Raw genomic sequence first — 25,801 nt, 5'->3', positions numbered from 1 at the left:
GGGCGGTGTCCTGCCGGCACTCGACTGGGAGTGCCGTTGCTACCCCCGCAACCGCAGCACCGCCATCACCCTGCGGTGATGCGTGTCCGAGGGCGGCAGGTCGAGCTTGGTGAAGATGTTGCCGATGTGCTTTTCGACGGCCCGTTCGGTAACGGTCAGCGAGCGGGCGATGGCGGCATTGGTGAGGCCTTGGGCCATCAGTTCGAGCACCTCGCGTTCGCGCGGGGTCAGCCGGTCGAGGGCTTGTTGCTGGCGGGAGGCGCCCATCAATTGGCTCACCACCTCGGGGTCGAGGGCCGTGCCGCCGGTGGCGACGCGGTCGAGGGCTTCCATGAACTCGCGGACGTCGGCGACCCGGTCTTTGAGCAGGTAGCCGACGCCGTTCGCGCCGCCGGCGAGCAGTTCGGTGGCGTAGCGGGTCTCCACCCACTGGGAGAAGACGAGCACGCCGGTGAGGGGGAATTTGCGGCGTAGTTCGATCGCGGCGAGCAGGCCTTCGTCGGTGTAGGTCGGCGGCATGCGGACGTCGACCACGGCGACGTCCGGCGCGTGCTCGGCCACCACTTCGGACAGGTTGGTCGCGTCGCCGACCATCGCCACCACCTGGTGGCCTCGTTCGGCGAGCAACCCGGCCAGGCCGTCGCGGAGGATGGCGCTGTCCTCTGCGATCACCACCCGCAGCGAGTCGGGTTGAGCAGCAGTGGTACTCATCGTGGGCCCGCGGTCGGCAGCGTGATGGTGACGACGGTCGGCCCGCCAACCGGACTGTCGACGGTGAGGCCGCCGTCGACGCTCGCGGCCCGCGCTGCCAGCCCGGCCAGCCCGCTGCCGGTCACCGGCTCACCCGGGATCGGTTGCAGCACACCGCCGCTGCCGTTGTCGCGGACCGAAACCACCAGCGAATCATCACCCGAGGACAGCACCGACACCCAGGCGTGGGTCGCATCGGCGTGCTTCACCACATTGGTCAACAATTCGGCAACCGAGAAGTAGGCGATGGCCTCGATCGCCGGGTGCGGCCGCACCGGCAGATGCACGCGCAGCTGCACCGGTACCGAGCAGCGCGCGGCCAGCGTCTCCAGCGCCGGTTCGAGACCTAATTCCAAAGCGGGCGGGTGGATTCCGCGCACCAGCTCGCGCAGCTCGGCCAACGCCTCCTTGGTGCTCGCGTGCGCGTCGGCGATCAAGTCGCCGGCATCGTCGCCGTGGCTGAGCCGTTCCTCGGCCCGGCCGAGCGCCATCGCTATGGTGACCAGGCGTGCTTGGGTGCCGTCGTGCAGATCGCGTTCGAGCCGGCGGAGCGTGGCAGCGGAATCCTCGACCGCGACGCGCCTGCTTTCCTGCAGGTCGGCCATCCGCCGGTCGCGCGCGGTCGGCGCAAGCAGCCAGATCGCCAGCTGCCGATGCACCAGGCACACCACCCGGAACAGCCACGGCAGCAGGAAACAGCCGATCACGCCGAGCGCCGCGAACCCGAGCACCCGCGGCCAGGTGTCGATATAGAACTCGCCGAAGTTGGCCAGCGAATGCCGTTCGACGCCGTTCTCATCGATGTTCGTCGGGGTGAACAGGTACCACGGCAGCGGCGAGATCGCGGTGAAGCCGATCATCGCTGTCGCGATCAGCACGAAGTACCCGCCGACCATGCCGACGATCGACTGCACGACAACGAACGCGAGCGCCCGCCAACTCGGCATATCGGTGAACGCCGAGGTGAGAAACCCGATCAGGCCCGGCTTCGGCCGGAACGGCGGCGGTGGATCCAGTGGCGTTCCGAGCAGATCACGCACCAGCGCGCGATAGATGTGGCCCCAGAGTCGCCCGCCGAGAATCACCACGGCCAGCACCGGAATGCCGATGATCGTCATCGCCACCAGCACGCCCCCGCCGCCGGCCAGGTATACGTAGGCGGTCCCGAGCCCGCCGAGCACGCACGCCGCGATCAGGTAGGCGAGCTCTTTCCAGGTCCGCGCGGTGAACGGCGCGCGGAGTACGGCGCGCAGCACGCGCGTCCCCGCCGGCTCGGCAGCGGCGGCCGGTTTGTCCAGTACCAACGTCTGGGTGACGGAATCGGTCATGAGCTCCATGTTCGTCGAGGCGTACCGCCCGATCGAGGGCGCTGACCACCGGGTCGATGGTGTAGCTCGCCCCACCATCGTGCCTGTCCACGGTTAACATCACCCGCATGACATACCCACCGCAGCAGCCGCCGGGCTCCGATCCCTACGGTGCGAACCCCTACGGCTCGGACCCCTACGCTGCGCAGCCCTACCCAGCGCAACCGTATGGTGCGCCCGGTTATCCACAGCCCTACGGCTACGGCCCGCAGCAGGATCATCCGCAGGCCACCACCATTCTCGTGCTCGGCATCCTCAGCCTGGTCATGTGCGGTCTGCTCGGGCCGTTCGCCTGGTCGATGGGCAAGAAGGCACTGGCCGAGATCGACGCTTCCGGGGGGATGCTCGGGGGTCGGGGGAACGTGAAGGCGGGCTACATCTGCGGGATGATCTCTTCGATCCTGCTGATCGTCTCGATCGTCTTCGTCATCCTTTACATCATCATCGTCGTCATCGCGATCGGCGCCTCGTCCTAGTTCGCCCTGCCGGGCTCGGGGGCTCCCACCTCGGGAATTAGCATCGTCGGCGTGAAAGACCTCGCGCCGGACGTGCCGGAACAGCTACCCGGCCCCACCGAATGGGGCGAGCATCCGCATGGCGTCGGCCCGTGGGCGGAGGAGTTCGGCGGGCAGCCACCGGATGATCCACGGTTGGATCCGGTGCTGCTCGCCGAAGGCGATCGCCGCAATGTGGTGGACGCCTACCGTTATTGGACGCGCGAGGCGATCGTCGCCGACATCGATGCGCGCAGGCATCCCTTCCACGTCGCGATCGAGAACTTCGGGCACGACGCGAATATCGGCACCGTCGTCCGTACCGCCAACGCGTTCGCCGCGGCGGCCGTGCACATCGTCGGCAGGCGGCGCTGGAATCGGCGCGGCGCCATGGTCACCGACCGTTATCAGCACATCGAGCACCACACCGATATCGCCGCGCTGATGGAGTTCGCTCGTCGCGAGGACCTCACCGTCGTCGCGGTCGACAATGTGCCCGGATCGGTTCCGCTGGAAACGGTTCGGTTGCCACGCCGCTGCCTGTTGCTGTTCGGGCAGGAGGGGCCCGGCGTCACCGAGCACGCCCGCGACGCCGCGACGCTGACGGTGTCGATCGCGCAGTTCGGATCCACCCGCAGCATCAATGCCGGCGTGGCCGCGGGCATCGCCATGCACGCCTGGATCCGTCAACATGCCGATCTGACCACAGCCTGGTAACAATTGGGCGGCGAAACCCGGTGCCGACCTGGCACCATTGAGCTATGACCACGCGGAGGGACGCCCGGCGTCAGGGGGATTTCAGCGAGCCGACGCCCGCGTTGTGGTCCGAACGTGCGGATATGGCCGAATCCGCGATCCTTTCCCGCCATCTGCGCCCACTGTGGGGGATACCCGGCACCGCGCTCGGCGTGGTCGGCTGGCCGGCCACCAAACGTGAGCGGCTGTTCCTGTCCTGGCACTACTGGTGGCAAGCGCATCTGATCGACTGTGCCGTCGACGCCGCCACCCGCGTGCCCACCCCGGCCCGCCGCAAACGGATCAGCGCGCTCGCCCGCTCGCACCGGCTGCGCAACATCACCGGGTGGACCAACCGCTACTACGACGATATGGCCTGGCTGGCCATCGCTTTGGAGCGCGCGCAGCGGACCCAGGACAACGAGGAGGCGCCGGGCGCGCTGCTCGCGCTGGAGAAGCAGCTGTACGAATCCTGGGACCCCGATACCGGCGGTGGCATCCCGTGGCGGGTCGGCGCCGACTACTTCAACGCGCCCGCCAACGGTCCGGCGGCCATCGCGTTGCTGCGCCTCGGCCGTCACGAACGCGCCGCCGAGATGGCCGACTGGCTCGATGCCACCCTGCGCGACCCCGAAACCGGCCTGATCCTCGACGGCATCCACCTACCCTCCGGCGAGATCGAGCGCCCGGTGTTCACCTACTGCCAGGGCGTGGTGCTCGGCTTGGAGACCGAGCTCGCGGTGCACACCGGCGAGGCAAAACATCTCGAGCGAGTCCATCGCCTGCTCACCGCCGTCGAGGATCGGATGACCACGCGCGGGGTGGTCCAGGGTGGAGGCGGCGGCGACGGTGGCCTGTTCAACGGCATCCTGATCCGCTATCTCGCACTCGTGGCCTTGATGCTGCCCGGCGACGACGCACAGCAGGAAGCCGACCGCCGCTGCGCCGCGTCGATCGTGCTGTCCTCGGCCAAGGCCGCGTGGGCGAACCGGCTCGAAGTCGAAGGCGAACCGCTGTTCGGCCACGACTGGAGCAAACAGGCTCAGCTGCCCGGCGGCAGCTCCGGCGCCGGCTACTTCACCTCCGGCGGCTCGGTGACCTCATCCAAGGTGCCCGAACGTGACCTATCGGTGCAGCTTTCGGGGTGGATGCTGATGGAGGCCGCGCACATGGTGAGCGCAGCGGGGTTGTAAACCCCAGTCGAAGTCAGGAGTTGCTGTCGGTCGTCTGCGACGTGCTGCTTGCGGTGGAGATCTTGTCCGACCGGTGGCAGAAAGCACGAACCACGTCACACTCGATCTGTCCGGCACCCCGGTTACGGTCGATCTGACGAGCCTGACCAGTGCTCGCGCTCGGTCGGGTCACACCGACAGAGCTCAGTGCTCCGGCACCCCCGCGGCATCCAGATCGAAGTCCTCCGCAGGCTGCGCCATCTCCTGCCGGTACTGCCGGATCCCGAGGATCGTGCCGATGATCAGCCCGACGACGAGGACGATCACGACCGCGGGCATCAGCCAGGGCACTCGCTGGATGAAGCCGCCGGCGTAGTAGCCGATGAGCAGCAGCACCGGGGCCCAGAGGATGGCGCCGATGGTGCTGGCGATGGTGTATTTGCGGTGGTCCATGCCCGCCGCGCCGGCGACCATGGGGCACAGGGTGCGCACCCAGGGGATCCAGCGGGCGACGAGTACCGCGACGAAGCCGTGCCGGTGCAGCATTTCGCTGACGCGGGCGAGGTTGCGGGTGTTGATGTAGCGGCCGTTCTTGCGGGCCACCAGATGGTGGCCGGTGCGGCTGCCGACGACGTAGCCGACCTGATTGCCCGCGATGGCCGCGACCATGGTGCCCAGTGACAGGCCCCAGACCTGAGCTTCGCCGGAGGCGTGCGAGGCCATCACCACGCCGGCGGTGATCAGCATGGAATCACCGGGCAGGAACAGGCCGATGATGAAGGCGCACTCCAGGAAGACGAACGTCAGCACGATCGTCCAGACGAGCGCGGGTCCCGCCGAGATCAGCGGTTCGAAGCTGCCCAGTGCGAGGGTGGAGGACGCCGGCGTCACTGCGATCAGCGCGTGGTCTCGTTCGTCGACGCCGTCAGTTCGACATCACGGACGGGATCGACCTGCTCGGCAGCCGAATCACGGCCGAGCAGCTTCTTCGCGACGGCCATGATGCCGGGCAGGATCGACACGAACACGATGAGCAGGAAGATCGCCTCGATGTGGTCGCGGATGAACGCGACGTTGCCGAGGAAGTAGCCGAGGACGGTCACACCGCCGCCCCACAGGATCGCGCCGACGATGTCGAAGGCGACGAACTTGCGGTAGTTCATCGTGGACACGCCCGCCAGCACCGGCATGAAGGTGCGCACGATCGGCACGAACCGGGCCAGGATGATGGTCTTCGGGCCGTGTTTCTCGAAGAACGCGTGCGTCTCGGTGACGTAATGCTTCTTGAAGAACCGGCTGTCTTCCTTCTGGAACAGCGCGGGCCCGATGGCCCGGCCAATCCAATAGCCGGACTGATCGCCGGCGAAGGCGATGAAGGTGACGGCGGGCACCAGCACCCAGATCGATACCGGCGGATCCGGTTGCGCGGCCAGCAGGCCACCGGTGAACAGCAGCGAGTCGCCCGGCAGCAGCGGGAACAGCAGACCGGTCTCGATGAAGACGATGACCAGGATGGCCGGGAGGACGGCGTGCTGCAGCCAGGTCTCGGTGAGCAGGTACATCGGATCGAGCAACTGAGTCAAGGCAAGGTTGCTTGTCACCGCGTCGGAGGCTGCGAGCGCAATCACCCGGCCCACAGTACCGGGTCGGACCCCCAACTCCATCCTGCCCGCGCATCGATCCCCTGATATCGGCCGAAAGCCTGCTGTCTTAGGGTGGGCCTGACAAAATTGTCTTTTGCCGCACAAAACACGGAGGTCTTCACAGTGCCCATCGCGACTCCGGAGGTCTACGCCGAGATGCTCGGTCGGGCCAAAGCGAACTCCTTTGCCTTCCCCGCGATCAACTGCACGTCGTCGGAGACGATCAACGCGGCGATCAAGGGCTTCGCCGACGCCGGCAGCGACGGCATCATCCAGTTCTCCACCGGTGGCTCGGAGTTCGGTTCCGGCCAGGGCGTGAAGGACATGGTGACCGGTGCTGTCGCGCTGGCCGAGTTCGCGCACGTGGTGGCGGCCAAGTACGACGTCACCATCGCGCTGCACACCGACCACTGCCCCAAGGACAAGCTGGACGGTTTCGTCCGGCCGCTGATCGCGATCTCGCAGGAGCGGGTGAACGCCGGGCGCAACCCGCTGTTCCAGTCGCACATGTGGGACGGTTCGGCCATCCCGATCGACGAGAACCTCGAGATCGCCAAGGACCTGTTGAAGGCCACCAAGGCCGCCAACATCATCCTCGAGGTGGAGATCGGCGTCGTCGGCGGTGAAGAAGACGGTGTCGAGGCCGCGATCGACGAGAAGCTCTACACCTCGCCTGCCGACTTCGAGAAGACCATCGAGGCGCTGGGTGCGGGCGAGAACGGCAAGTACCTGCTCGCCGCCACCTTCGGCAATGTGCACGGTGTGTACAAGCCGGGCAACGTGGTGCTGCGCCCGGAGGTGCTGGCCGAGGGGCAGCGGGTGGCCGCGGCCAAGCTGGGCCTCGGCGCCGACGCGCAGCCGTTCGACTTCGTCTTCCACGGCGGTTCGGGCTCGCTGAAGTCCGAGATCGACGATTCGCTGCGCTACGGCGTGGTGAAGATGAACGTCGACACCGACACCCAGTACGCCTTCACCCGGCCGGTCGCGGGCCACATGTTCACCAACTACGACGGTGTGCTCAAGATCGACGGCGAGGTCGGCAACAAGAAGACCTACGACCCGCGCAGCTACCTGAAGAAGGCCGAAGCGTCCATGGCGGCGCGTGTGGTCGAGGCGTGCAATGATCTGAAGTCCGCGGGACGGTCGATCAGCGCCTGACCCACAACCCTGGCGGGGGCAACAGCACATGAGTCTCGAGGTGCGCCTGCTCGGGCCCGTGCGGCTGCTCGTCGGCGGTGAGCCGGTGGCGGTCGGCGGGCCCAAGCCGCGGGCGTTGCTTGCGGCGCTGGCGGTGAATCGGCGGCGCGCGGTGTCGTCGATGGCGCTGGCCGACATGGTGTGGAACGAGGATCCGCCCGACTCCTACGCCGCGAGCCTGCAGGTATTCGTCTCGAATATCCGTAAGGCGCTGCGTAATTCGGGCATCGACCCGGCCGCGGTATTGCGCACCGAGTCCTCCGGCTATCGGCTCGAGATCGCCGAAGAGGCCTGCGATCTCGGACGTTTCGAGGCCGCCCGCGATGCCGCCGCCAGGGCTGCCGACGTGGGCGACCACGCCACCGCCGCCCGCCTGTTCGGTACCGCGCTGCGCGAATGGGACGGCCGGGCCTTGGCCGATCTGGCCGGCCTGCAATTCGCCGACGGTTTCGCCACCGCGATGGACGAGGAGCGGCTGCTTGCCGCTTCGGCTCGCATCGACGCCGAAATCGCCTGCGGCCGGGCGTCTTCGGTGGTCGGGGAGTTGGTGGCGATGACCACCGAGCATCCACTGCGGGAACCGCTGTGGGGCCAGTTGATCACCGCGCTCTATCTGTCCGGCCGCCAGGCCGACGCCCTCGACGCCTGTCGCCGGGTGCGCACCGTGCTCGCCGATGAACTCGGCATCGATCCTGGCCCGGCATTGATCGAGCTCGAGCAGCGGGTGTTGCGCCAGGAACCGTTGAACACCGTGGAGTTCAAGCGGGCCGAGCGGATGGCCGCGGCGATGACCGACACCGTCACCGAGGTGCCGAGCGCGGTGCGCAGCGGCCAGATCCTGATGCCGGACGGGCGTGCGGTCGTCGTGGCTCAGGCGGGCCTGCGCATCGGCCGGATGACCGATAACGACCTGGTGATCGACGATCCCAAGGCCAGTCGCTATCACGCGCAGATCATGCCCAGCCGGGCCGGGCTGCTTATCAAGGATCTGCATTCGGCCAACGGCGTTTTCGTCAACGAACTGCCGATCGAGACCGGCGCGCTGCTGGCCGACGGTGACGCCATCCGGATCGGCGCGACGGTGCTGGTGTTCCAGGCTGCGCGGTAGTCACCCGCCGCTGGGCGCCATCTACGCCGTCCGCGCGACCGGCGACATCATCGGGCCGTCACGGTTCGCCGGGTTCGCAGGCGACACCGTTGCGGTCGGGGTCCAACCGCAGTGAGTAGCCACGCTGCCCCTGCCGGATCGGCGCCTCACCGTCACGCCGGGCTTCGCCGCAGGTCAGATAGAACGGCGATGCCTTCGGCGTGGTCGATCCGGTGGGCCGCTGGTGCGGTTCGTCGAGTTGGTTCGGTGAGGTCTGCCAGTCGGTGGTGCTGTGGCCGTCGGAGCGGTCCGGTGCGGCGATGGCCAAGGGCGCGAGCGCGATGGCGATTCCGGACAGGCAGGCGGCCGCCGCACCGGGCAGAGCCCGGCGGGGGAGGGGCACGATCTTCATGGTGAATCCTGACAACGCTGCGGACGTGCTCTGACTCCTCGCCGATTATCCGCCCGATCGGGCCCGGCCACCACCGCTGTTCGCGCGAGTTCGGCCGGTCCGGCGGCCGGTGGGCCGGTAGGGTCACACGCTGGTGCGCAACGTCCACGGATAGCCATGGAACGAGGGGTCGACGATGGCGAGGCGGGTGATGGCCGCGCTCGGCGCGGTGGTGTTCGGCGCGGGCGCGCTGGTGTGCGCGGAGCCGATGGCGGCGGTCGCGGAACCGGAGGTCGGCGTGCCGGGTGCCGGCCCGTGCCGCAGCGATCCGCCGCCGACCCACGAACCGCTGATCCCGGAAACTCTCGAGGTACCGGTCCCGTACCCGGTGATCACCGTGCTGCCGCCGCAACCGCCGGAGCCGGAGCCGACCCGGGTGCAGATGGAACTACCCGCCGATCCGTGTATGGATCCATGCCCGGACCTCACCGATGAGCCAGCGCAGCCGCCGAGCCTGGCCGAGCAACTCGGTATCCCGGAAATCCTGTTGAGCCCCAAGCCGTTCCACTTCGCGATTCCCGGTCCAGGACCGGATCCGGGACCGGTTCCGCCGCCACCGCCTGCGGTCGAGCCGCCGGTCGAACCGGCTCCGCAGGCGCCGGTGCGGGCGCCCGAAGGTCGGTGCCGTGCGCGAGGTGGCCAAGCAGACCGGGGAGAATTCGGTCAACCGGACCGATAAGCGTTGGCAGGTGCAGGGCACTGACCTCGGCATCATGTGGGAATCGGCGCCCGGTGAGATCGCCACCGTCTTCGGTGACACGGTCGGCCGCGGCTTCCATCCGCCGGGCGGGATGGGCGGTGATTGGCGCAGCAATGTGCTGGCCTTCAGCACCGATCGCACACTGGGCGACGGTATGACCTACGACCGGATGGTCACCGACAGCCGCTGCCACGCCGCCGAGGTGCTTTCCAGCCGCAAACTCGACAACGTGGAGGTCACCACCATCCCCACCTCGGGTTTCGCGCTGGGCGAGCGGCAATACATGAGCTACATGTCGATTCGCACCTGGAACAGCCTGCCCGGAACCTTCTTCACCAACTACGGCGGCATCGCCTACTCCGACGACCACGGCCAGACCTGGACCAAGGATCCGCACGCGCGCTGGGACAACATCTTCGGTCTCGCGAATTTCCAAGTGAGCGCGATGGTTCCGCACGGCGACCACGTGTACATGTTCGGCACGCCGAATACCCGGCTCGGCGCCGTCGGGTTGGCGCGGGTGCCCAAGGATCAGATCCTCAATACCACGGCATATCAGTACTGGCGGGACGGATCCTGGACGCCGGTGGGCGGGGCGGGCTCCGCCACCCCGGTCGTCAACGGCCCGGCCGGTGAGCTGTCGGTGCGATACGACGCCGAACGTGGCGTCTGGCAGATGAGTTACCTGGATACCGCCAAGGCCGCCATCGTTGTGCGCGAAGCGGATTCGCCGCAGGGTGTGTGGTCCGAAGGCACGCCGACGGTGACCGTGCGCGACTACCCGGAGCTGTACGGCGGTTTCATCCACCCGTGGTCATCGGGGCAGGACCTGTATTTCAACATCACCACGTGGAGCGATTACAACGTCTACCTGATGCACGCGAAGCTGGAATGACACCGGCTGCTCAGCCGAGCCTGACCTCGGCGATCGCACGTCCGAAGAGCTTGCGGCCCTGCGATTTCCCGGACAGCATGACGGTCGCGGTGCGCCGCTGCGGATCCAGTTTCTTGATCTTGCCGGAGAACTCGACGGCGCTGCGGGCATCGGCTTCCACCGGCACATAGCCGGCGAAGCGCACGCTCAGCGATTCGATCGCGGTCGGATCGCCCAGCCAAGAGGTGAGTTTGCCGCCGGCCAGGCCCATGGTGAGCAGGCCGTGCGCCACCGTCGTCGGCAGGCCCGCCAGCTTCGCGGCGTGCTCGCTGAAATGGATCGGGTTCGAGTCGCCGGACACGCCCGCGTAATTCGCCAGATCGCCACGGGTCAGCCAGGAGGTGCCGAGCTCGATCTCCTCGCCCTCCGACAGCCGATCGAACTCGGGGACCGGATGTACCGGAGCGGGGGCCGGGGTCGACGCGGTGTCGAGTGCGTCGGCGTCCAATTCGATGAGCGCGCCCAGCTCACCGAGCGCGGTGTGCGTGGCGTCGGCGCGGCCGTGCATCATGATGTTCGCGACCGCTTCGGTGATGTCTGGAGCCACCTCCACCCCGCGCCTTGCCACGATGGTCGACGAACCCACCTGCGCGATCTCGTCGTCCTGATTCTTCAACACGAAGTTCACATGGATGAAGTCGTTGTCGTTGAACCGGCGGATCGACTCGATCTCGACCTCGCTGGTGATCCGGTCGCCGGCCACCATCGGCCGATGCACCCGGAACACCTGGTCGGTCTGCAGGATCTGGGACAGGTCGTATTCGGTGAGCACCGAGTCGAGCAGCGCCCTGGTCGCGGTCATGCCGATCACCGAGGCGAAGGTCGGCGGGGCGATGACGCCGTCGTAGCCGAGCTTGCGTGCGTCGACTTCGTGCTGATGTGCGCGGTGATCGTTCTGCACCGCGCGCGCGAACTCGCGGACCTTCTCCCGGCCGACCTCATAGTGATCCCGGATCCGGAATCGCCGCCCCGCGAGCGTTGCCGTCCGCACTACTTCGTCCGGCCGCGCCATCGATTGTTCCCTGCCCATGATCCGGGCCATGCTACTGGCGATTCGGACCAGCGACCAGCTAGGAGGGGGTAACTGTGACCTTCGATACCGGATACGGCGGCATCGCCGCCGGATCGTTACGGAGCGCTGTCCGGCGGGTCACAGACCTTCCATCCGTCCTCGGTGTGCTGTAGGTCGAACGTCCGGGCCGAGCGCGCCGGATCGGCCTTGGTGTAGACGGTGGCCTGGGCGATGGCGGTGTTTTCGGTGATCCGGATGGCCTGGATGTGCTCGACCACCGGAATGCTGCCCTGCTCCACCGACTGCTGGTGCACACCGGCGAACTGATCGTCGGGAATGCCCCGGTAGAACTCGTGCAGCGAACCGCAGGTGGTGGATCGCAGCGTCTCCAGATCGCCGTTCTTCAACGCCTGGGTGTAGCTGCCGATGGTGTTGCGGATCTGCGCCTCGGGCGAATTGTCGTCCCCACCGACGACCGCGACCAGCACCACGGCGATGAGCCCGACGACCAGCACAACCGCCCCGGCCACCGCAAGCAACCACCGGTTGGATCGACGACCGGACTGCGCCTCGGGCTCAGGGGCGGCGGGCTCCACCCGTTGCGGCGCCGCCACCGGCCGCGGCTGCGGCGGACGCGGGCCGCCCGCCAGCGATTGCGCGGGCGTCGTCGGCTGCATATCCGCAGGTGAAGGTGCACTGCCCGGGCGCTGCTCGGCACCGGGCCGCTGTTGCGCTCCGCCTGCGGCCGCGGCGTTCGCGGACCGCGCGGGATCGCCCGGATTCGCACCGCCTTGCTGGGGTGCGCCTGGCTTTCCGCCGCCTTGCTGGGGTGCGCCTGGCTTCCCGCCGCCTTGCTGCGGCGCGCCTTGCCGCGGCCCGGCCGGATGCGGTGCGCCCGCCCCGGCCGTGCGCGGCTGGCCACCCTGCTGCTGCCCCCGCTGCTGTGGTGGCTTCTGCAAGGGGCCGCCGTGCTGTAGGTCGCCCTGGTCCGAAGCGCCTTGCTTCGGCACGCCTGATGAGCCTTGCTGTGGCCCGCGCCGTTGCGGGGACGCCGACCGCGGTCCGCCGGGGGCACCCGGCTGCGGTGAACCGGGCTGCGGCCGCTTGGCCTGTGGCGGTGTACCACCATGTTCGGGTCCCGACGGTCCGTGCGCACCCGCCTGCTTCGGCCCGGCGGCCGGACGCGGTGTGCTGGGCGGCTTGCTCAGCGGCTGGCGCGCACCGGCACCCGCCACCCGGTCGGTGCCGCCAGGGCGCTGGACCGGGATGGCGACGGTCTGCGCGTCGGCCGGGTTCGGCACGGCGCGCATCTGCACGGTCTCGGCGTCGGCGGTGCGGTCGCCACCCGCTGAGTCGCCGGGGGCGGTGCCCGCAGGTTCGCTACCGGCGTCGGCTGCGTCGACGCCGCCCGCATCCGACGACGACGGGGCGCTACCACTCCGTCCCTTGCCGGGTGCGGGGATGGCCTCGGTCTCGGCGTCGGCTCCGCTGTCCGCCTGCGAGTCGGATTGCGGCGAAGGTGAATTCGCGCCGGAGGCGGCAGGCGCTGCGTCCGTCGTCGCCGCTGCGGCTCCGGTCGCGCTTCCGGCACCCGCATCCGGGTCCTGCGGTTCCGCGTCGGCCGCACTGCTCTGCATCTGGCCGGTTTCGGTGTTGCCTCGGGCGTTATCGCCGGGCTCTGCCGCGCCAATGCTTTCGGAGGTCGGGGAGCCCGCTGCGGGAGGCCCGCCCGTGGGGGTGCTGGTTGTGGGCGAGCCGGCGGTGGGGGAGTTGGGGGTGGGCGAGCCGGCGGTGGGGGAGCCGGTCGCCGGTGTGCCTGCTGTGGGGGATCCGGCCGTGGGTGAGCCTGCTGTGGGAGATCCGGCCGTGGGTGAGCCTGCCGTGGGTGAGCTAGCGGTGGGAGATCCGGTCGTGGGGGCGCCTGCGACGGCGGAGCCGGTCGTGGGGGCCGCTGCTGTGGGGGAGCCGGTCACGGAGGAGCCCGTGGCGGATGCGGCGGCGGGCTCTCGTGCGCCGCGTTCGGCAACCCGGTCGCGGGAGATCTCGGCTGTCTCCGCGTCCGAATCGCCGGAGTCGTCTGCCGGACCTGTCTTTTCGGCGGCCGACGGCGCTGATTTGCCGGAGGCTGTGCCGGAGCCCGAGTCGGGCTCGGCGCTGGTGTCGGTGTCGGCGGCGCTGGTCGCCGCACCCTCGGTGGGCACCCGTGCGAACGCTTTGGTGGGCGCGTCCGGACCGCCGTCGGTGGCGTCGGTGGGCTCCGCGGTGTTCGCGGCGTCGGTGGCGGTCGGCGAGGTGGGCTGGGTCCCGTCGGCGGCAGAGGTGGGCGGTGCGGCCGGTTCGTCCGTCGTACGGGCGTCGGCGGGATTGCGCACCGGGTTCTTGTCGTCGTTCGGGTCGGACACCACTACCCCTCGCTCAACGGAAACATGTGAACTTCGACGGCCAGCCTAATGTGCCGCGCCGCACCCCGGCTGCCATTGCCCCGCCGCGATCCAGGCACCCGGCGCGGCAGGTTCACACCGGCCATCCCGCGCGCGGGTTCGACCCGCCCCGCGTCGGTGCCGTCCGGTCCTGCGTCGGTGCCGACCGCCCCCGCGTCGGCGGCGTCCGTCCCGCGGTCGCGGCCCGCGCCCTCACCGAACCACCGGTTGTCGACTGGTCCTGCGTCGGTGCCGGCCGGTCCTGCGTCCTCGGCCGGGTGCCGGCCGGTCCCGAGTTCGCCTCAGCCAGGTGCCGTCCGGCCCGTGTCCGTCCGCCACCGCGTCGCAGACCCACCAGAGGTGATCGCCCCGCGCATCCCCTCGAGTGCACCGGCGGTGCACAATGAAGCCCATGACCTCGTTCGGTGATCTGCTCGGACCGCAACCGGTACTGCTGCCGGAAATCTCCGATGCCGAGGACGCGCTCCTCGCCAAGGCCGATCCGGTGCAGGTCGCGGCCGATCATCCGGCCGCATCGATCGCATGGGCGCATCTGGCCGAGGCCGCACTCGCGCGCGCGGAGACCTCCGGGGAGGGCGTCAACCATGACGTCGTCGCGGCCTACGCCTTCGCCCGCACCGGCTACCACCGCGGCCTCGATCTGCTGCGCCGCAACGGCTGGAAGGGTTTCGGCCCGGTGCCGTGGAGCCACGAGCCGAACCAGGGCTTCCTGCGCAGTGTCGGCGCGCTGGCCAGGGCCGCGCGAGCCATCGGCGAATCCGATGAATACGCCCGCTGCCTCGACCTGCTCGAGGATTGCGATCCGCGCGCCGCCGCGGAACTCGGCCTGGATTGACACCCGGACAGATCCCGAGTTGATCGACCCGAATTCGCGCGTCGCCCTCGCCCGGGCCGGTGGTGTGGACCGGCTGCGCAGCTCGTGGACACGCCTTCGCCTGTCCGCGCTGCCGATCCTGCAGTGCTCGCTCGGCGCCGCGCTGGCCTGGTTCGTGGCGCATTACCTCATCGGGCATACCCAGCCGTTCTTCGCGCCGACCGCGGCCGTGGTGTCGATCGGGATCTCCTTCGGCGCCCGGTTGAAGCGTTCGGTGGAACTCGTCGTCGGCGTCGCGGTCGGCATCGGCATCGGCGATGTGTTCATCTCCCAGGTGGGTACCGGGGTCTGGCAGATCGCGCTGGTCGTCGGCGTCGCCATGAGCCTGGCGGTGTTCCTCGACGGCGGCACCATCATCGCCATGCAGGCCGCCGGTTCGGCCGTTCTGGTCGCTACGCTGCTGCCGCCCGCCGCCGGTGGTGGGTTCTCCCGGATGATCGACGCGCTGGTCGGCGGCCTGGTCGGTGTGGTCGTGGTGGCCGCGATCCCGTTGCATCCGGTGCGCCGGGCCAGGGAGCAGGCCGCGGAAATCCTGGGCGTGATGGGCAAATCGCTGATCGACGGCGCGGCGGGTCTGCTCGAACAGGACGCCGACAAGGTGCACAACGCGCTGACCGCGGTCCGGGCGACCCAAGCGCAACTGGACTCACTGCGCAAGACCCTGGAGGGCGGCCGGGAGATCAGCCGCATCTCCCCGCTGTACTGGAATTCGCGTAAGCGGCTCGAACGCATCCGCGCCACCGCCGACCCACTCGACAACGCCGTCCGCAACACTCGCGTGCTGCTGCGCCGCGGCCTCACCCTGGTCCGCGACGACGAGATCCTCGATCCACGCCTGATCGACGAGGTGGAAAGCCTCGGCCACGCGGTCGACGTGGTGCGCCGGATGATGCTGGCCGACCCCGGTGAACAACCCGATCAGGCCGAAGCCGCGAGGGTGCTGCGCTCGGTCGCCAAGGGCGCGCGCCCGGAGCTCGTTGCCGGGGCGGGCCTTTCGGCCCATGTGGTGTTCGCGCAGGTGCGGTCGACGGTGGTCGATCTCATGCAGGTCTGCGGTATGCAGCGCATCTCGGCGATCGCGTTGCTCCCGCCGACGGTGCCGAATCCGTATGTGCGGCCCGAGGACTGAGCCCGACCGGACCTTGCCCCGGCGGCCCGCATCGACCCGGGTCCGCCGCTGACCAGCATCGAAACCTCGCTGCCTGGACGACTACTCGTCCCGGCGCGCGTTCGTCCGTCTGGACTGCGTGCGGCGCGCGACGGTGCGGCTGCCGGACGCGTGATCTTCGCGTAGTCCGCTACTCAGGCGAGCCCGCCCGCCACTGCCTACGGTGAGAACCGACCGAGCCGACGAGGGGTGGCGCGGTCACCTGCTTCGCCGCACGTCGCGACGCGCGACCGGCCATTGTTGGTGTGGTGGCCGGCGCGCTGGGGCCGCGGCGCCGGCGAAGACCAGGGTCGTCCGGTCCATCGACCGGGCGGCCCTGTGTCGGGTCAGGTCCAGAACCGGGTGAGATAACCACCCCAGCGCGACCACAGCGACGGCACCCCGGACAGCTCGTAGAGTGCGTACACCGCGTCGAAGAACACCTGGTTGATTGCCGGAGTGAACAACAGCGCGAACAGGATCAGCATCCCGAACGGCTTGAACTGGTCGAGCGCGCGGCGGGTCTGATAACTCAGCGACGGCTCGAGGATGCCGTACCCGTCCAGCCCGGGAATCGGTATCAGATTCAGCAGCGCCGCCGTCACCTGGAGAAACGCCAGGAAGCTCAGCCCGAACCAGAACGCGGCATGTTCCTCCGCGCTGCCGAACAGCCGTACCACGAGCAGCAGAAGCACCGCGCATGCCACATTCACAGCCGGTCCGGCGCCGCTGATGATGCGCTGGATCCGGGTCGAGAAGTTGTGCGCGTGCACGTACACCGCGCCGCCGGGCAGACCGATCCCGCCGAGCGCGATGAACACGATCGGCAACACGATCGACAGCAGCGGATGGCTGTACTTCAACGGATTCAAGGTGAGATAGCCGCGCAGCTCCACCTCACGGTCGCCGGCCCGCCACGCCACATACGCGTGCGCGAACTCGTGCAGGCACAGGCTGACGATCCAGCCGAACACCACCAGCAGGAACACCCCTGCCTTGGCCCGCACCGATTCCAGATCGGCGTCCCAGGCCAGCGCCCCGCCCAGCGCGGTGATCGCGACGACCAGCAGGAAGACCGGGCTCGGCCGCACCGCGCCGGACCGGCGGGCCTGGGCGGGAAAACTCATCGGACCAGCAGCCAGGGTTCGTGATGGCGGTAGAAGGTCGATCGCGGCACGGTGCGATCGTTGGCGACGCCGTCCCGGGTGACCCGCGCGCCCGGGGTGCCCAGCTGTGCGGCGCGCCCGCTGACCCATCGTCGTTTCCGCACACCGCGCTGGACGGTGGCGCGCACGCCCGGCAGTTCCAGCGTCGGCGAGACGAGCATGGCGGCGACCTTGCCGGAGAACAGCAGCGTGTCGTCGACATACGCCTCGCCCTCGAGCTTTTCACCTCCGACGCCCATCAGCGTCGCGCGTCCGACCAGCACGGTTCCGGTGTCGTCGCGGATCAGCGGCACCTCGGTGGCGCGGCCCTCCAGCGCGCGTTTGGCCGCGGCGTTGCCGGTGCCGGTCTCGTAGGCGCGGGAACCGTAGGTCTTGTCGACCGGCACATAACCGATCTCCACATTCAGCCGCTCGGTGCGCATCAGGTGGGTGAGCACCGTGGCCAGCGCGGCGTCGTCACCGAGCACGATCAATCGGGGCAGGCTGTCGGCGGCGAGCACCGGAAGCAGCTCGTCGATCTCGCCGGTATCGGGAATCGCGTCGGTCTGGGTGGTCGGCTGGGAAGCGAGGGCAATCGGTACCGGTGCGCCGTCGCAACGGAGAACGTGGGTACTCAAACTGCCGTACACCCTCCTCGAATCCGGCCGACTCCCGTCGGTCGTCCTACCCGTTCACCCGGACGACTGTCTGTCCGCTAGCAGCAACCATAGCTCTGTTTGATTTGCGCCGCCTGCGGCGTCGCGATCGGCCGGCGGCCGAGGGTTCGGCCGGATGCAGGAGTGGGTCGACTAGACTGTGCTTCCGGCCACCGCCTCGATACGGGCAGGTAGCTGCAACACACACAGTGTTGCGCGTCGAACCGTAGGAGACACGACCATGCCGGCAATCGTCCTCATCGGCGCCCAGTGGGGCGACGAGGGCAAGGGCAAAGCTACCGATCTACTCGGTGGGCGCGTGCAATGGGTGGTTCGGTACCAGGGCGGCAACAATGCCGGCCACACCGTGGTGCTGCCCAACGGTGACAACTTCGCACTGCACCTGATCCCGTCCGGCATCCTCACCCCCGGCGTCACCAACGTCATCGGCAACGGTGTCGTGATCGATCCCGGTGTCCTGCTCGACGAGCTCGCCGGGCTGGAGCAGCGCGACGTCGACACCAGCGGCCTGCTGGTCTCGGCCGACGCACACCTGATCATGCCGTACCACGTGGCCATCGATAAGGTCACCGAACGCTTCCTCGGCAACAACAAGATCGGCACCACCGGCCGCGGTATCGGGCCCTGCTATCAGGACAAGGTCGCCCGGGTGGGTGTCCGGGTCGCCGACGTGCTCGACGAGAAGATCCTCACCCAGAAGGTGGAGGCCGCGCTCGAGTTCAAGAACCAGGTGCTGGTCAAGATCTACAACCGTCGCGCGCTCGAGCCGCAGCAGGTGGTCGACGAGGTGCTCGAACAGGCCGAGCGCTTCAAACACCGCATCAGCGACACCCGGTTGAAGCTGAACCAGGCGCTCGAGCGTGGCGAGACGGTGCTGCTGGAAGGCTCGCAGGGCACCCTGCTCGACGTCGACCACGGCACCTACCCGTACGTCACCTCGTCCAACCCGACCTCCGGTGGCGCGGCCGTCGGCGCTGGCATCGGGCCCAACAAGATCAGCACCGTGCTCGGCATCCTCAAGTGCTACACCACCCGGGTCGGCTCCGGTCCCTTCCCGACCGAGCTGTTCGACGAATCGGGTGCCTACCTGGCCAAGACCGGCGGCGAGGTCGGCGTGACCACCGGCCGGGCCCGCCGCTGCGGCTGGTTCGACGCCGTCATCGCCCGCTACGCCACCCGCGTCAACGGCATCACCGACTACTTCCTGACCAAGCTCGACGTGCTGTCCAGCCTGGAGACGGTGCCGATCTGCGTGGCCTACGACGTCGACGGCGAACGAGTCGAGCAGATGCCGACCACCCAGACCGAGTTCCACCACGCCAAGCCCATTTACGAGGAAATGCCCGGTTGGTGGGAAGACATCTCCCACGCCAGGACCTTCGAAGACCTGCCCGCCAACGCCCAGGCGTACGTGCGGCGGCTCGAGGAGCTGTCGGGGGCCCGCATGTCCTGCATCGGCGTCGGTCCCGGACGCGACCAGACGATCGTCCGCCACGACGTGCTGGAGTCCTAGCCCGCACCCGATCAGCCACAGCCGAAACGAAGTCAGCGGCCGCCGACAGTCCGCAACCAATGCAACGGTCGGTCACCTCCGTTTTCGAGCGAAGCGAGACCGAGCCCCAAAGTTCGAGACACCCAGGGGCCGCGAACCCGCGACGCCGGAGGCGACGCAATCAAACACTGTTGGCTCTACAGTAGGTAAATGGCTCGGAACTGGCCGATGATCGAACGCGCGACCGAATTCGAGGCGATTCGCTCCGCGCTCACCGGCGACGGCCCGGTCGGGGCGGTGCTCACCGGGGACGCGGGTGTCGGCAAGACCACCCTGGCCAGACAGGCCACGGCGGCGGTGGGCGGCAATGTGCGCTGGGTGGCGGGCACCGAGTCGGCGCGCAGCATTCCGCTCGGCGTGTTCGCCCATATGGTCGGGGTGTACACCGCGCACGACCCGGTGACGTTCATGTCGGCCGCGCGGGAGGCGCTGCTCGCCGACGGGCCGATCATCATCGGCGTCGACGACGCCCATCTGCTCGACCAGCTGTCGGCGACTCTGTTGTTGCAGTTGGCGATCGACCGTGCCGCCCGCATCGTCGCGACCGTGCGCAGCGGGGTCCAGGTGCCCGACGCGGTCACCTCGCTGTGGAAGGACGGGCACCTGCTTCGCATCGATCTGAACCCGTTCAGCCAGCGCCAGAGCGTGGATCTGGTGGAGTCGATGCTCGGCGGCCAGCTCGAGGGCTTCACCGCGAACCTGATGTGGGAATCCTCCGGAGGCAACGCGCTGTTCCTTCGGCATCTGGTCGAAGGCGCGCTGGAAGCCGGCTCATTGCGTCAGGTCAATGGGGTCTGGCAGTTGCGCGGGCGCGCCGCGGTCACCTCGGAACTGGCGGCGCTGCTGGAGGATCGGGTCGAACAACTGCCCGAGCCGGTGCTGCGGGTGCTGGAGCTGCTCACCTTCTGCGAACCCATCGACCTCGAGGTGATGGCCGAACTGGCCGGCGAGGAGGCGGTGGAGGCGGCCGAGAACCGCGGCGTCATCCGGGTGGTGGAGAACTCCCACGAACTGGTCGTGCGCTACAACCATCCACTCTTCGGTGAGGTCATCCGGCGCCGGTTGGGTATCGCTTCGGCGCGGCGGCTGCGTGGAAGGCTGTATTCGGCCTTGAGCGAGCGGCCGATCAACTCCGCCGCCGACCGGATCCGGCTGGCCGAACTGGCCCTGGACAGCGATAAATCCGCCGATCTGGAGCTGTTCGAAGCCGCGGCCGCCGACGCGATCGGTTTGGCGAATCTGCCGCTGGGCGAACGGTTCGCGCGGGCGGCGGTAGAACGTCGCGGTGGCGTGGAGTCGGCGGATCTGCTGGCGCGGGCGCTGCTGTGGCAGGGTCATCGCATCGAGGCTGAACGCACCCTGGCCAGCTTCGATCCGGACCAGCTCAACGAGGTGCAGCTGGCGCGCTGGGGTAGCACCAGGGTGTCGAATCTGCTGTGGGCCATGGGCGATGCCGATCGCGCCGACGAGGTGCTCGCATTGGTGCGTTCGAAGGTGAGTCATCCGAAGATCGCGGCGATCCTCACCGGCCTGGCCTCGGCGTGCGCGGTGAACGAGAACCGCATCGACGACGCGTTCGATGACGCCGAATCGGTGATGAACACCGAGGATGCCCCGCCGTGGGCGGTGTGGTGGGCCTCCTTCGGCGGCGGTCTGGCGCTGGCGCTGATGGGGCGCGGTGAGGCCGCCCGGCAGTACGCCCAGCGCGGACACGACGTCGAATCGCATATCGACGGGCTCAATCGCTTCATGTCCACGCACGCCGAGGTGCTGGCACTCACCTTCACCGGTGACATGGAAGGCGCGCGCCGCTGCGCCACCGCCTATTTCGGCTATTCGGCGCCTGGTCAGTACCTGGCCTGGGGGATGTCGAAGATCTTGCAGGGCACCGTCGACGTGGCGCAGGGCCGGTTCCCGGACGGCATCGAGCATCTGGAGCAGGCGCTGGCAGCTCTGAGCACCGAAGGCGCTGCGGCCTGGATGTTTCCGGCGCGGTTACGGCTGGCCGAGGCGTATTCGGCGCTCGGCCGGGCAGGCGACGCCGCCGAGGCCATCGCGGGTGCCACCGAGCGCGGCGGCAGGCACAGCGCCGTCTACGAACCGCAGCTCGAGATCGCCAAGGCGTGGCTGGCCGGCGCCGAGGGCACGATCACGCCCGCGATCCGTATCGCCATGAACGCCGCCGACGCCGCCGCCCGGGCCCATCAGCACGCCATCGAGGCCATGGCGTTGCATACCGCGGCCCGCTTCGGTGAGCATTCGGTGGCGGGCAGGCTCGCCGATCTCGCCGCCAAGGTCGACGGTGAGCTGGTGCAGGTGCAGGCCAGGCACGCCGTCGCACTCGCCGCTCACGACGGACCAGGACTAGACGCCGCCGCAACGGAATTCGAGCGTATCGGCGCGCTGCTGTCGGCCGCCGATGCCGCCGCCCAGGCCGCCTCGGCCCATGAACGTGCCGGCGACCGCCGCCGTCTGCTGGAATCGGCGGCCACCGCGAACCGGCTCGCCGCTGCCTGCGGCGGTGCCAGCACGCCCGCGCTTCGCCAAGCGGCGCAACCACTTCCGCTCACCGCTCGCGAACGCGAGATCGCGAATCTGGTGGCCGCGGGCCTGACGAATCGCCAAATCGCGGACCGGCTCACGGTTTCGGTGCGAACGGTGGAAGGCCACCTGTACCGGGCGTGCATCAAGATGGATGTGACGGACCGGGAGTCGCTGGCGGCCCTGCTACGCGGCGAAACACCACCCTGATCCGGGCGTGCCCGTCGCAGTCGTCCATGGATCGCATCGACGGCGGCTCAGAACAAGGTCGGTTCCCCGATCCCCGGTGTCCGTTCGATCTGGAGCAGCCGCTGTTTGGTGCCGATGCCGCCCGGTGCGGAGAAGCCGTGCAGGCCGTGATCGGCGGCCAGCACCCGGTGGCACGGGATGATCAGCGGAATCGGGTTGCGGCCGAGGGCCTGCCCGACGGCCTGGGCCGCGCCCGCCGCGCCGACGCGTTCGGCCACCTCGCCGTAGCTGAGGGTGTGGCCGGGGTCGATCTCGCGGGTCGTCTCGTACACCGACCGGTGGAACTGTGGGATGGTGCTGGTGTCGAGGGTGATCCAGCGCAGATCGTCCAGCTCGCCGTCCAGGTGGGCCCGGATGCCCGCGATGGCGTCGGCGACCACGCCGTCCGGTTCGGATTCGGTCACCGCACCGAACTCCGGGCTCTCGCGCAGGATCCGCGTACGGGTGGCCTCCGGGCTCGCCTCGGGTAGCTGGAATCGCACGACCGCGCCTGCGCGCCACGCGATCGCGCAGGTACCGATCGCCGTATCGAACAGTGCCGCCGTCACCGGCGAGCCGACTGCTGCGTTCATGACCGACAGTCTGCCCGGTGCCACCGACAAGTGCGATCGGAGCAGTCCAGTAGCTGAAACTGGACTGCTCTGTTCATCGGGCCGATCACCTGGCCGACTCGGTCGGGCCCTGATCCCGCGCCGCGGAACCATCGCCGCGCCGGTCGTCCTCCTCGTCGCGACGGGCGTACACCGCGGCGATATCCCGGAACAAGCGCTGTTCGTCGTAGTGCGAGACCGGCAGGTTGCCGAGCGGATCCCGCGGCCGCAACCGGTCCACCTCCCAGCCTTCCCCGGAGTGGCGTGGCGCGTAGTAGTAACCGAGCAGACTGAAGGTCACGATGACGGCGAGAGTGACGAGCAGGGTCATTTCCCCAGCGTGCGGCAACTGGCCTTGCTGATAAAGAGCCACTACCGCAATACTGGTCTGTATGGCGACACGTGTGATCGGTGCGGCGGGTCTGGCTCGCGACCTCGGCAGCTGGCGCGACCCGGAACCCGACGGGTCCGCGCGCAAACCCGCGCGCCCCGCCTACCTGGCGCTGGCGGAGGGCATCCGGTTGCTCATCCACGACGGCCGCGCGCCGCTCGGCATCGCCCTGCCCAGCGAACGCGACCTCGCCGCCACGCTCGGCGTCAGCCGCACCACCATCACCTCGACCTATTCGCTGTTGCGCGAGCACGGCTACCTGATCACCAGGCAGGGTTCACGCAGTACGGTCGCCCTGCCGCCGAGCATCCAGCACGACGGCAGCCGTCCGGCGAAGGGCATCCTCGCCATGATGGCCGCTTCCGATCAGCCGACCGTCGACCTCACCTATGCCGCCATGACCGCGCCGCCGGAAATGGAGCAGGCGTATGCGACCGCGCTGCAAGGTATTCCGTCCTATCTCGGCACGCACGGGATGGATCCGGTCGGTGTGCTCGCGCTGCGGGAGGCCGTGGCGCGCCGCTACACCGAGCGTGGCCTGCCCACCGATCCGGACCAGATCCTGGTCACCCTCGGTGCCCAGCACGGCCTGCGGCTGCTGCTCAATGTGCTCGCCCCGCCGGCCGCGCGCGTGCTGATCGATCACCCGACCTACCCCAATGCCATCGAAGCCATCCGCGATGTCGGTGCCCGCCCAGTGCCGGTGCCGCTGCGCCCGGATTCGGGCTGGGATCTCGACGGAATCCGCAGTGCCGCACGGCAGACCGCGGCCTCGCTGGCGTATCTCGTGCCGGACTTCAACAATCCGACCGGCTTGCTCATGCCTGCCGAGGACCGCGCCGAGCTCGCCGCCATCGCCAGGGAGACCAGGATGTCGATCATCGTCGACGAATCCATGGCCGATCTCGCGCTCACCGATGAGGTGCCGCCCTCGCCGACCGCCGCGTTCGCTCGTGGCACCGAGATCATCACCATCGGTTCGGCCTCGAAATCGTTCTGGGGCGGTCTGCGTGTCGGCTGGATTCGCGCCGGCCAGTCCCTGATCACCCGCCTGCTCGGCATCCGCGCCACCGTCGACCTCGGCACCCCGGTGATGGATCAGTTGGCCACCACCTATCTGCTCGAACATGCCGACACCATCCTGGCCCGGCGCCGCACCCAACTGCGTGACCAGCGCGCGGCACTGCTGGACGCCCTCGCCGAACACCTGCCGGATTGGCAGGTCGCTCCCGGCGCCGGCGGCATGTCGCTATGGGCGCAGCTGCCCGCCCCGGTCTCCACAGCCTTGGCGGCCACCGCACCGAACCACGGCGTCCTGCTCGCGGCGGGCCCGCGGTTCGGCGTCCAGGGCGCCTTCGAGCGGTTTATCCGCCTGCCCTTCACCCACCCCGAAGCCGACCTGCGCCGTGCCGCCGAATCGATCGCCCGCGCCTACGAAACCCTGAGTCCGCGTGCGGCAGAACCACTCCAGCCGCTGACCTGCTACTGACGACGCGCATCGCAGGGGTCGATGCCGGCTCGCCCGTCCGGGAGCAGGCACACGTCGCGGGATCTGGCCCTGACGCCGGACGCAGGCATGGATACGACCCTGGAACATCGAACGGCCGGGACCCCTGAGGGAATCCCGGCCGCCGGTGCTGCTCGATTCAGTCAGCCCACACCGATTCGATCGGCGTCGCCGCGGTCGGCGGCGGGGTCGGGGTGGGGTTGGGGGTGCGGGAGAAGCGCGGGGCGGGCGCGTGCTGGGTGATGTTCTCCAGATCGACCAGGGCTTCGCGGGCCTTGATGTGCTCGTTCTCGGTGGCTTCGGAGAAGGTCAGCACCGGGGTGACGCAGGCATCGGTGCCGATGAAGATCTCGGTCCACTCGTCGCGGGTCTTGGTGCGGAAGCGTTCGGCGAACAGCTTCTTCAGGGTGTCCTGGCCCGCGGGGTCGATCTGATAGGGCAGGCCCTCGGGGTCGATACCGAGGCCGGCCAGCAGCTGCGCGTAGAACTGCGGCTCGATGGCGCCGACGGCCATGTACTTGCCGTCGGAGGTTTCGTAGGTGTCGTAGAACGACATGCCGGTGTCGAGCAGGTTGGTCCCACGCTCCTCCGACCAGGCGCCGGAACCGCGCATACCCCAGATCATGTGCGAAAGGGCAAGGGCCCCATCGACCATCGCGGCATCGATGACCTGCCCCTTACCGGAGGTCTGCCGTTCCACCAGCGCGGCCAGGATGCCGAACACCAGGAACATCGAACCGCCGCCGAAATCGCCGACCATGTTCAGCGGTGGCACCGGGCGCTCGCCCTTGCGGCCGATGGCGTGCAGGACCCCGGTGAGGCTGATGTAGTTGATGTCGTGGCCCGCGCGGTCGGCCATCGGTCCGAACTGACCCCAGCCGGTCATCCGGCCGTACACCAGCCGCGGATTGCGGGCCAGCACCTCGTCGGGGCCGAGGCCCATGCGTTCGGTGACGCCCGGGCGGAAGCCTTCGATCAGCACGTCGGCCTTGTCGAGCAGCCCGAGCACCTTCTCGACATCGGCCGGGTCCTTGAGATTGGCCTCCACGATGGTGCGGCCGCGCAGCTGCGGGCGGTCGAATCCGCCGGGCAGTTGACCTGCCCGCTGCACGCGCACCACGTCGGCGCCGAGATCGGCAAGCAGC

General features: G+C 68.9%; 22 protein-coding genes and 1 pseudogene. 11 read left to right on the top strand and 12 right to left on the bottom strand.

Translation table 11 applies throughout. The features are described from left to right. Nucleotides 1-39 precede the first annotated feature (39 nt). On the bottom strand, nucleotides 40-711 hold the full coding sequence (locus RJ05_RS24300) for a LuxR C-terminal-related transcriptional regulator (RefSeq protein ID WP_051016870.1): 672 nt from the start codon (nucleotides 709-711) through the stop codon (nucleotides 40-42). Continuing rightward, on the bottom strand, nucleotides 708-2,078 hold the full coding sequence (locus tag RJ05_RS24295; RefSeq protein ID WP_228788532.1) for a sensor histidine kinase: 1,371 nt from the start codon (nucleotides 2,076-2,078) through the stop codon (nucleotides 708-710). Before RJ05_RS24295 ends, RJ05_RS24300 begins: the two co-directional genes overlap by 4 nt. 107 nt (nucleotides 2,079-2,185) lie before the next feature. Here RJ05_RS24295 and RJ05_RS32505 point away from each other — a divergent pair, with 107 nt between their 5' ends. From RJ05_RS32505 to RJ05_RS24280, 3 genes are all read left to right on the top strand, one after another. Then, nucleotides 2,186-2,593 carry a DUF4190 domain-containing protein gene (locus RJ05_RS32505; protein ID WP_014353429.1) on the top strand — a complete coding sequence of 136 codons (408 nt, stop codon included), beginning with the start codon at nucleotides 2,186-2,188 and terminating at the stop codon, nucleotides 2,591-2,593. Between the two features lie 51 nt (nucleotides 2,594-2,644). Continuing rightward, nucleotides 2,645-3,328 carry a TrmH family RNA methyltransferase gene (locus tag RJ05_RS24285; RefSeq protein WP_051016869.1) on the top strand — a complete coding sequence of 228 codons (684 nt, stop codon included), beginning with the start codon at nucleotides 2,645-2,647 and terminating at the stop codon, nucleotides 3,326-3,328. Nucleotides 3,329-3,450: 122 nt separating this feature from the next. Beyond that, complete coding sequence (locus RJ05_RS24280; protein WP_036541007.1) at nucleotides 3,451-4,539, top strand: glycoside hydrolase family 76 protein; 1,089 nt, start codon at nucleotides 3,451-3,453, stop codon at nucleotides 4,537-4,539. A gap of 183 nt (nucleotides 4,540-4,722) precedes the next feature. Here the strand turns inward: RJ05_RS24280 and RJ05_RS24275 are convergent, their stop codons facing one another. Both RJ05_RS24275 and RJ05_RS24270 read right to left on the bottom strand, forming a co-directional pair. Beyond that, entirely contained in the window at nucleotides 4,723-5,409 is a 687-nt protein-coding gene (locus RJ05_RS24275; protein WP_036541005.1) for a DedA family protein, read from the bottom strand. Nucleotides 5,410-5,414: 5 nt separating this feature from the next. Next, nucleotides 5,415-6,080 carry a DedA family protein gene (locus RJ05_RS24270; RefSeq protein ID WP_280179938.1) on the bottom strand — a complete coding sequence of 222 codons (666 nt, stop codon included), beginning with the start codon at nucleotides 6,078-6,080 and terminating at the stop codon, nucleotides 5,415-5,417. Between the two features lie 168 nt (nucleotides 6,081-6,248). Here RJ05_RS24270 and fbaA point away from each other — a divergent pair, with 168 nt between their 5' ends. Both fbaA and RJ05_RS24260 read left to right on the top strand, forming a co-directional pair. Beyond that, entirely contained in the window at nucleotides 6,249-7,319 is a 1,071-nt protein-coding gene (gene fbaA / locus RJ05_RS24265; RefSeq protein WP_255220957.1) for a class II fructose-bisphosphate aldolase, read from the top strand. Between the two features lie 28 nt (nucleotides 7,320-7,347). After that, the gene (locus tag RJ05_RS24260; protein WP_036541000.1) at nucleotides 7,348-8,466 is read left to right on the top strand and encodes a BTAD domain-containing putative transcriptional regulator; all 1,119 of its coding nucleotides are present in this window, start codon (nucleotides 7,348-7,350) and stop codon (nucleotides 8,464-8,466) included. Nucleotides 8,467-8,524: 58 nt separating this feature from the next. Here the strand turns inward: RJ05_RS24260 and RJ05_RS24255 are convergent, their stop codons facing one another. After that, on the bottom strand, nucleotides 8,525-8,857 hold the full coding sequence (locus tag RJ05_RS24255) for an excalibur calcium-binding domain-containing protein (protein ID WP_085996279.1): 333 nt from the start codon (nucleotides 8,855-8,857) through the stop codon (nucleotides 8,525-8,527). Nucleotides 8,858-9,032: 175 nt separating this feature from the next. Between RJ05_RS24255 and RJ05_RS24250 the strand changes: the two are divergent. Next, nucleotides 9,033-10,491, top strand: a pseudogene (locus RJ05_RS24250) (glycoside hydrolase family 183 protein). A gap of 10 nt (nucleotides 10,492-10,501) precedes the next feature. On the opposite strand, the gene RJ05_RS24245 reads toward RJ05_RS24250, so the two are convergent. Further along, nucleotides 10,502-11,560 carry a fused (3R)-hydroxyacyl-ACP dehydratase subunits HadA/HadB gene (locus tag RJ05_RS24245; protein WP_051016872.1) on the bottom strand — a complete coding sequence of 353 codons (1,059 nt, stop codon included), beginning with the start codon at nucleotides 11,558-11,560 and terminating at the stop codon, nucleotides 10,502-10,504. A 98-nt stretch (nucleotides 11,561-11,658) separates the two neighbouring features. Further along, entirely contained in the window at nucleotides 11,659-13,944 is a 2,286-nt protein-coding gene (locus RJ05_RS31120; protein WP_156090854.1) for an Rv0361 family membrane protein, read from the bottom strand. Nucleotides 13,945-14,374: 430 nt separating this feature from the next. On the opposite strand from RJ05_RS31120, the gene RJ05_RS24235 reads away from it, so the two are divergent. Together RJ05_RS24235 and RJ05_RS24230 are read left to right on the top strand one after the other, a co-directional pair. Further along, nucleotides 14,375-14,818, top strand: a complete 444-nt coding sequence (locus RJ05_RS24235) for a DUF3151 domain-containing protein (RefSeq protein WP_036540998.1) — start codon at nucleotides 14,375-14,377, stop codon at nucleotides 14,816-14,818. A gap of 19 nt (nucleotides 14,819-14,837) precedes the next feature. Continuing rightward, nucleotides 14,838-15,986 (top strand): FUSC family protein, encoded by a 1,149-nt coding sequence (locus RJ05_RS24230; RefSeq protein WP_036540996.1) that lies wholly within the window; start codon nucleotides 14,838-14,840, stop codon nucleotides 15,984-15,986. Nucleotides 15,987-16,351: 365 nt separating this feature from the next. On the opposite strand, the gene RJ05_RS24225 is transcribed toward RJ05_RS24230, so the two are convergent. Then, the gene (locus RJ05_RS24225) at nucleotides 16,352-17,131 is read right to left on the bottom strand and encodes a site-2 protease family protein (protein WP_036540994.1); all 780 of its coding nucleotides are present in this window, start codon (nucleotides 17,129-17,131) and stop codon (nucleotides 16,352-16,354) included. After that, nucleotides 17,128-17,787: a hypothetical protein gene (locus RJ05_RS24220; protein ID WP_051016871.1), complete on the bottom strand. Its 660-nt coding sequence runs from the start codon at nucleotides 17,785-17,787 to the stop codon at nucleotides 17,128-17,130. The genes RJ05_RS24225 and RJ05_RS24220 overlap by 4 nt, the downstream gene beginning before the upstream one ends. A gap of 259 nt (nucleotides 17,788-18,046) precedes the next feature. Here RJ05_RS24220 and RJ05_RS24215 point away from each other — a divergent pair, with 259 nt between their 5' ends. Together RJ05_RS24215 and RJ05_RS24210 are read left to right on the top strand one after the other, a co-directional pair. Beyond that, nucleotides 18,047-19,339: an adenylosuccinate synthase gene (locus tag RJ05_RS24215; protein WP_036540988.1), complete on the top strand. Its 1,293-nt coding sequence runs from the start codon at nucleotides 18,047-18,049 to the stop codon at nucleotides 19,337-19,339. A 189-nt stretch (nucleotides 19,340-19,528) separates the two neighbouring features. After that, complete coding sequence (locus RJ05_RS24210; RefSeq protein WP_036540986.1) at nucleotides 19,529-22,129, top strand: helix-turn-helix transcriptional regulator; 2,601 nt, start codon at nucleotides 19,529-19,531, stop codon at nucleotides 22,127-22,129. A gap of 47 nt (nucleotides 22,130-22,176) precedes the next feature. Here RJ05_RS24210 and RJ05_RS24205 read toward each other — a convergent pair whose 3' ends face one another. Next, nucleotides 22,177-22,740 carry a methylated-DNA--[protein]-cysteine S-methyltransferase gene (locus RJ05_RS24205; RefSeq protein ID WP_051016864.1) on the bottom strand — a complete coding sequence of 188 codons (564 nt, stop codon included), beginning with the start codon at nucleotides 22,738-22,740 and terminating at the stop codon, nucleotides 22,177-22,179. Between the two features lie 85 nt (nucleotides 22,741-22,825). Continuing rightward, nucleotides 22,826-23,089 carry a hypothetical protein gene (locus RJ05_RS24200; protein WP_036540983.1) on the bottom strand — a complete coding sequence of 88 codons (264 nt, stop codon included), beginning with the start codon at nucleotides 23,087-23,089 and terminating at the stop codon, nucleotides 22,826-22,828. 61 nt (nucleotides 23,090-23,150) lie between these two features. Between RJ05_RS24200 and yczR the strand changes: the two genes are divergently transcribed. Further along, nucleotides 23,151-24,638, top strand: coding sequence for a MocR-like transcription factor YczR (yczR, locus tag RJ05_RS24195; protein ID WP_036540980.1), 1,488 nt, complete (start codon nucleotides 23,151-23,153; stop codon nucleotides 24,636-24,638). A 157-nt stretch (nucleotides 24,639-24,795) separates the two neighbouring features. Here the strand turns inward: yczR and RJ05_RS24190 are convergent. Continuing rightward, on the bottom strand, nucleotides 24,796-25,801 hold a 1,006-nt coding region (locus RJ05_RS24190), incomplete at its 5' end, for a CaiB/BaiF CoA transferase family protein (protein WP_036540977.1).

The sequence above is a fragment of the Nocardia cyriacigeorgica NBRC 100375 genome (genome assembly GCF_000308555.1).
Lineage (GTDB): Bacteria > Actinomycetota > Actinomycetes > Mycobacteriales > Mycobacteriaceae > Nocardia > Nocardia cyriacigeorgica.
Note: the sequence above shows the minus strand (reverse complement) of the source record. Positions and strands in the feature narration are given on the sequence as shown.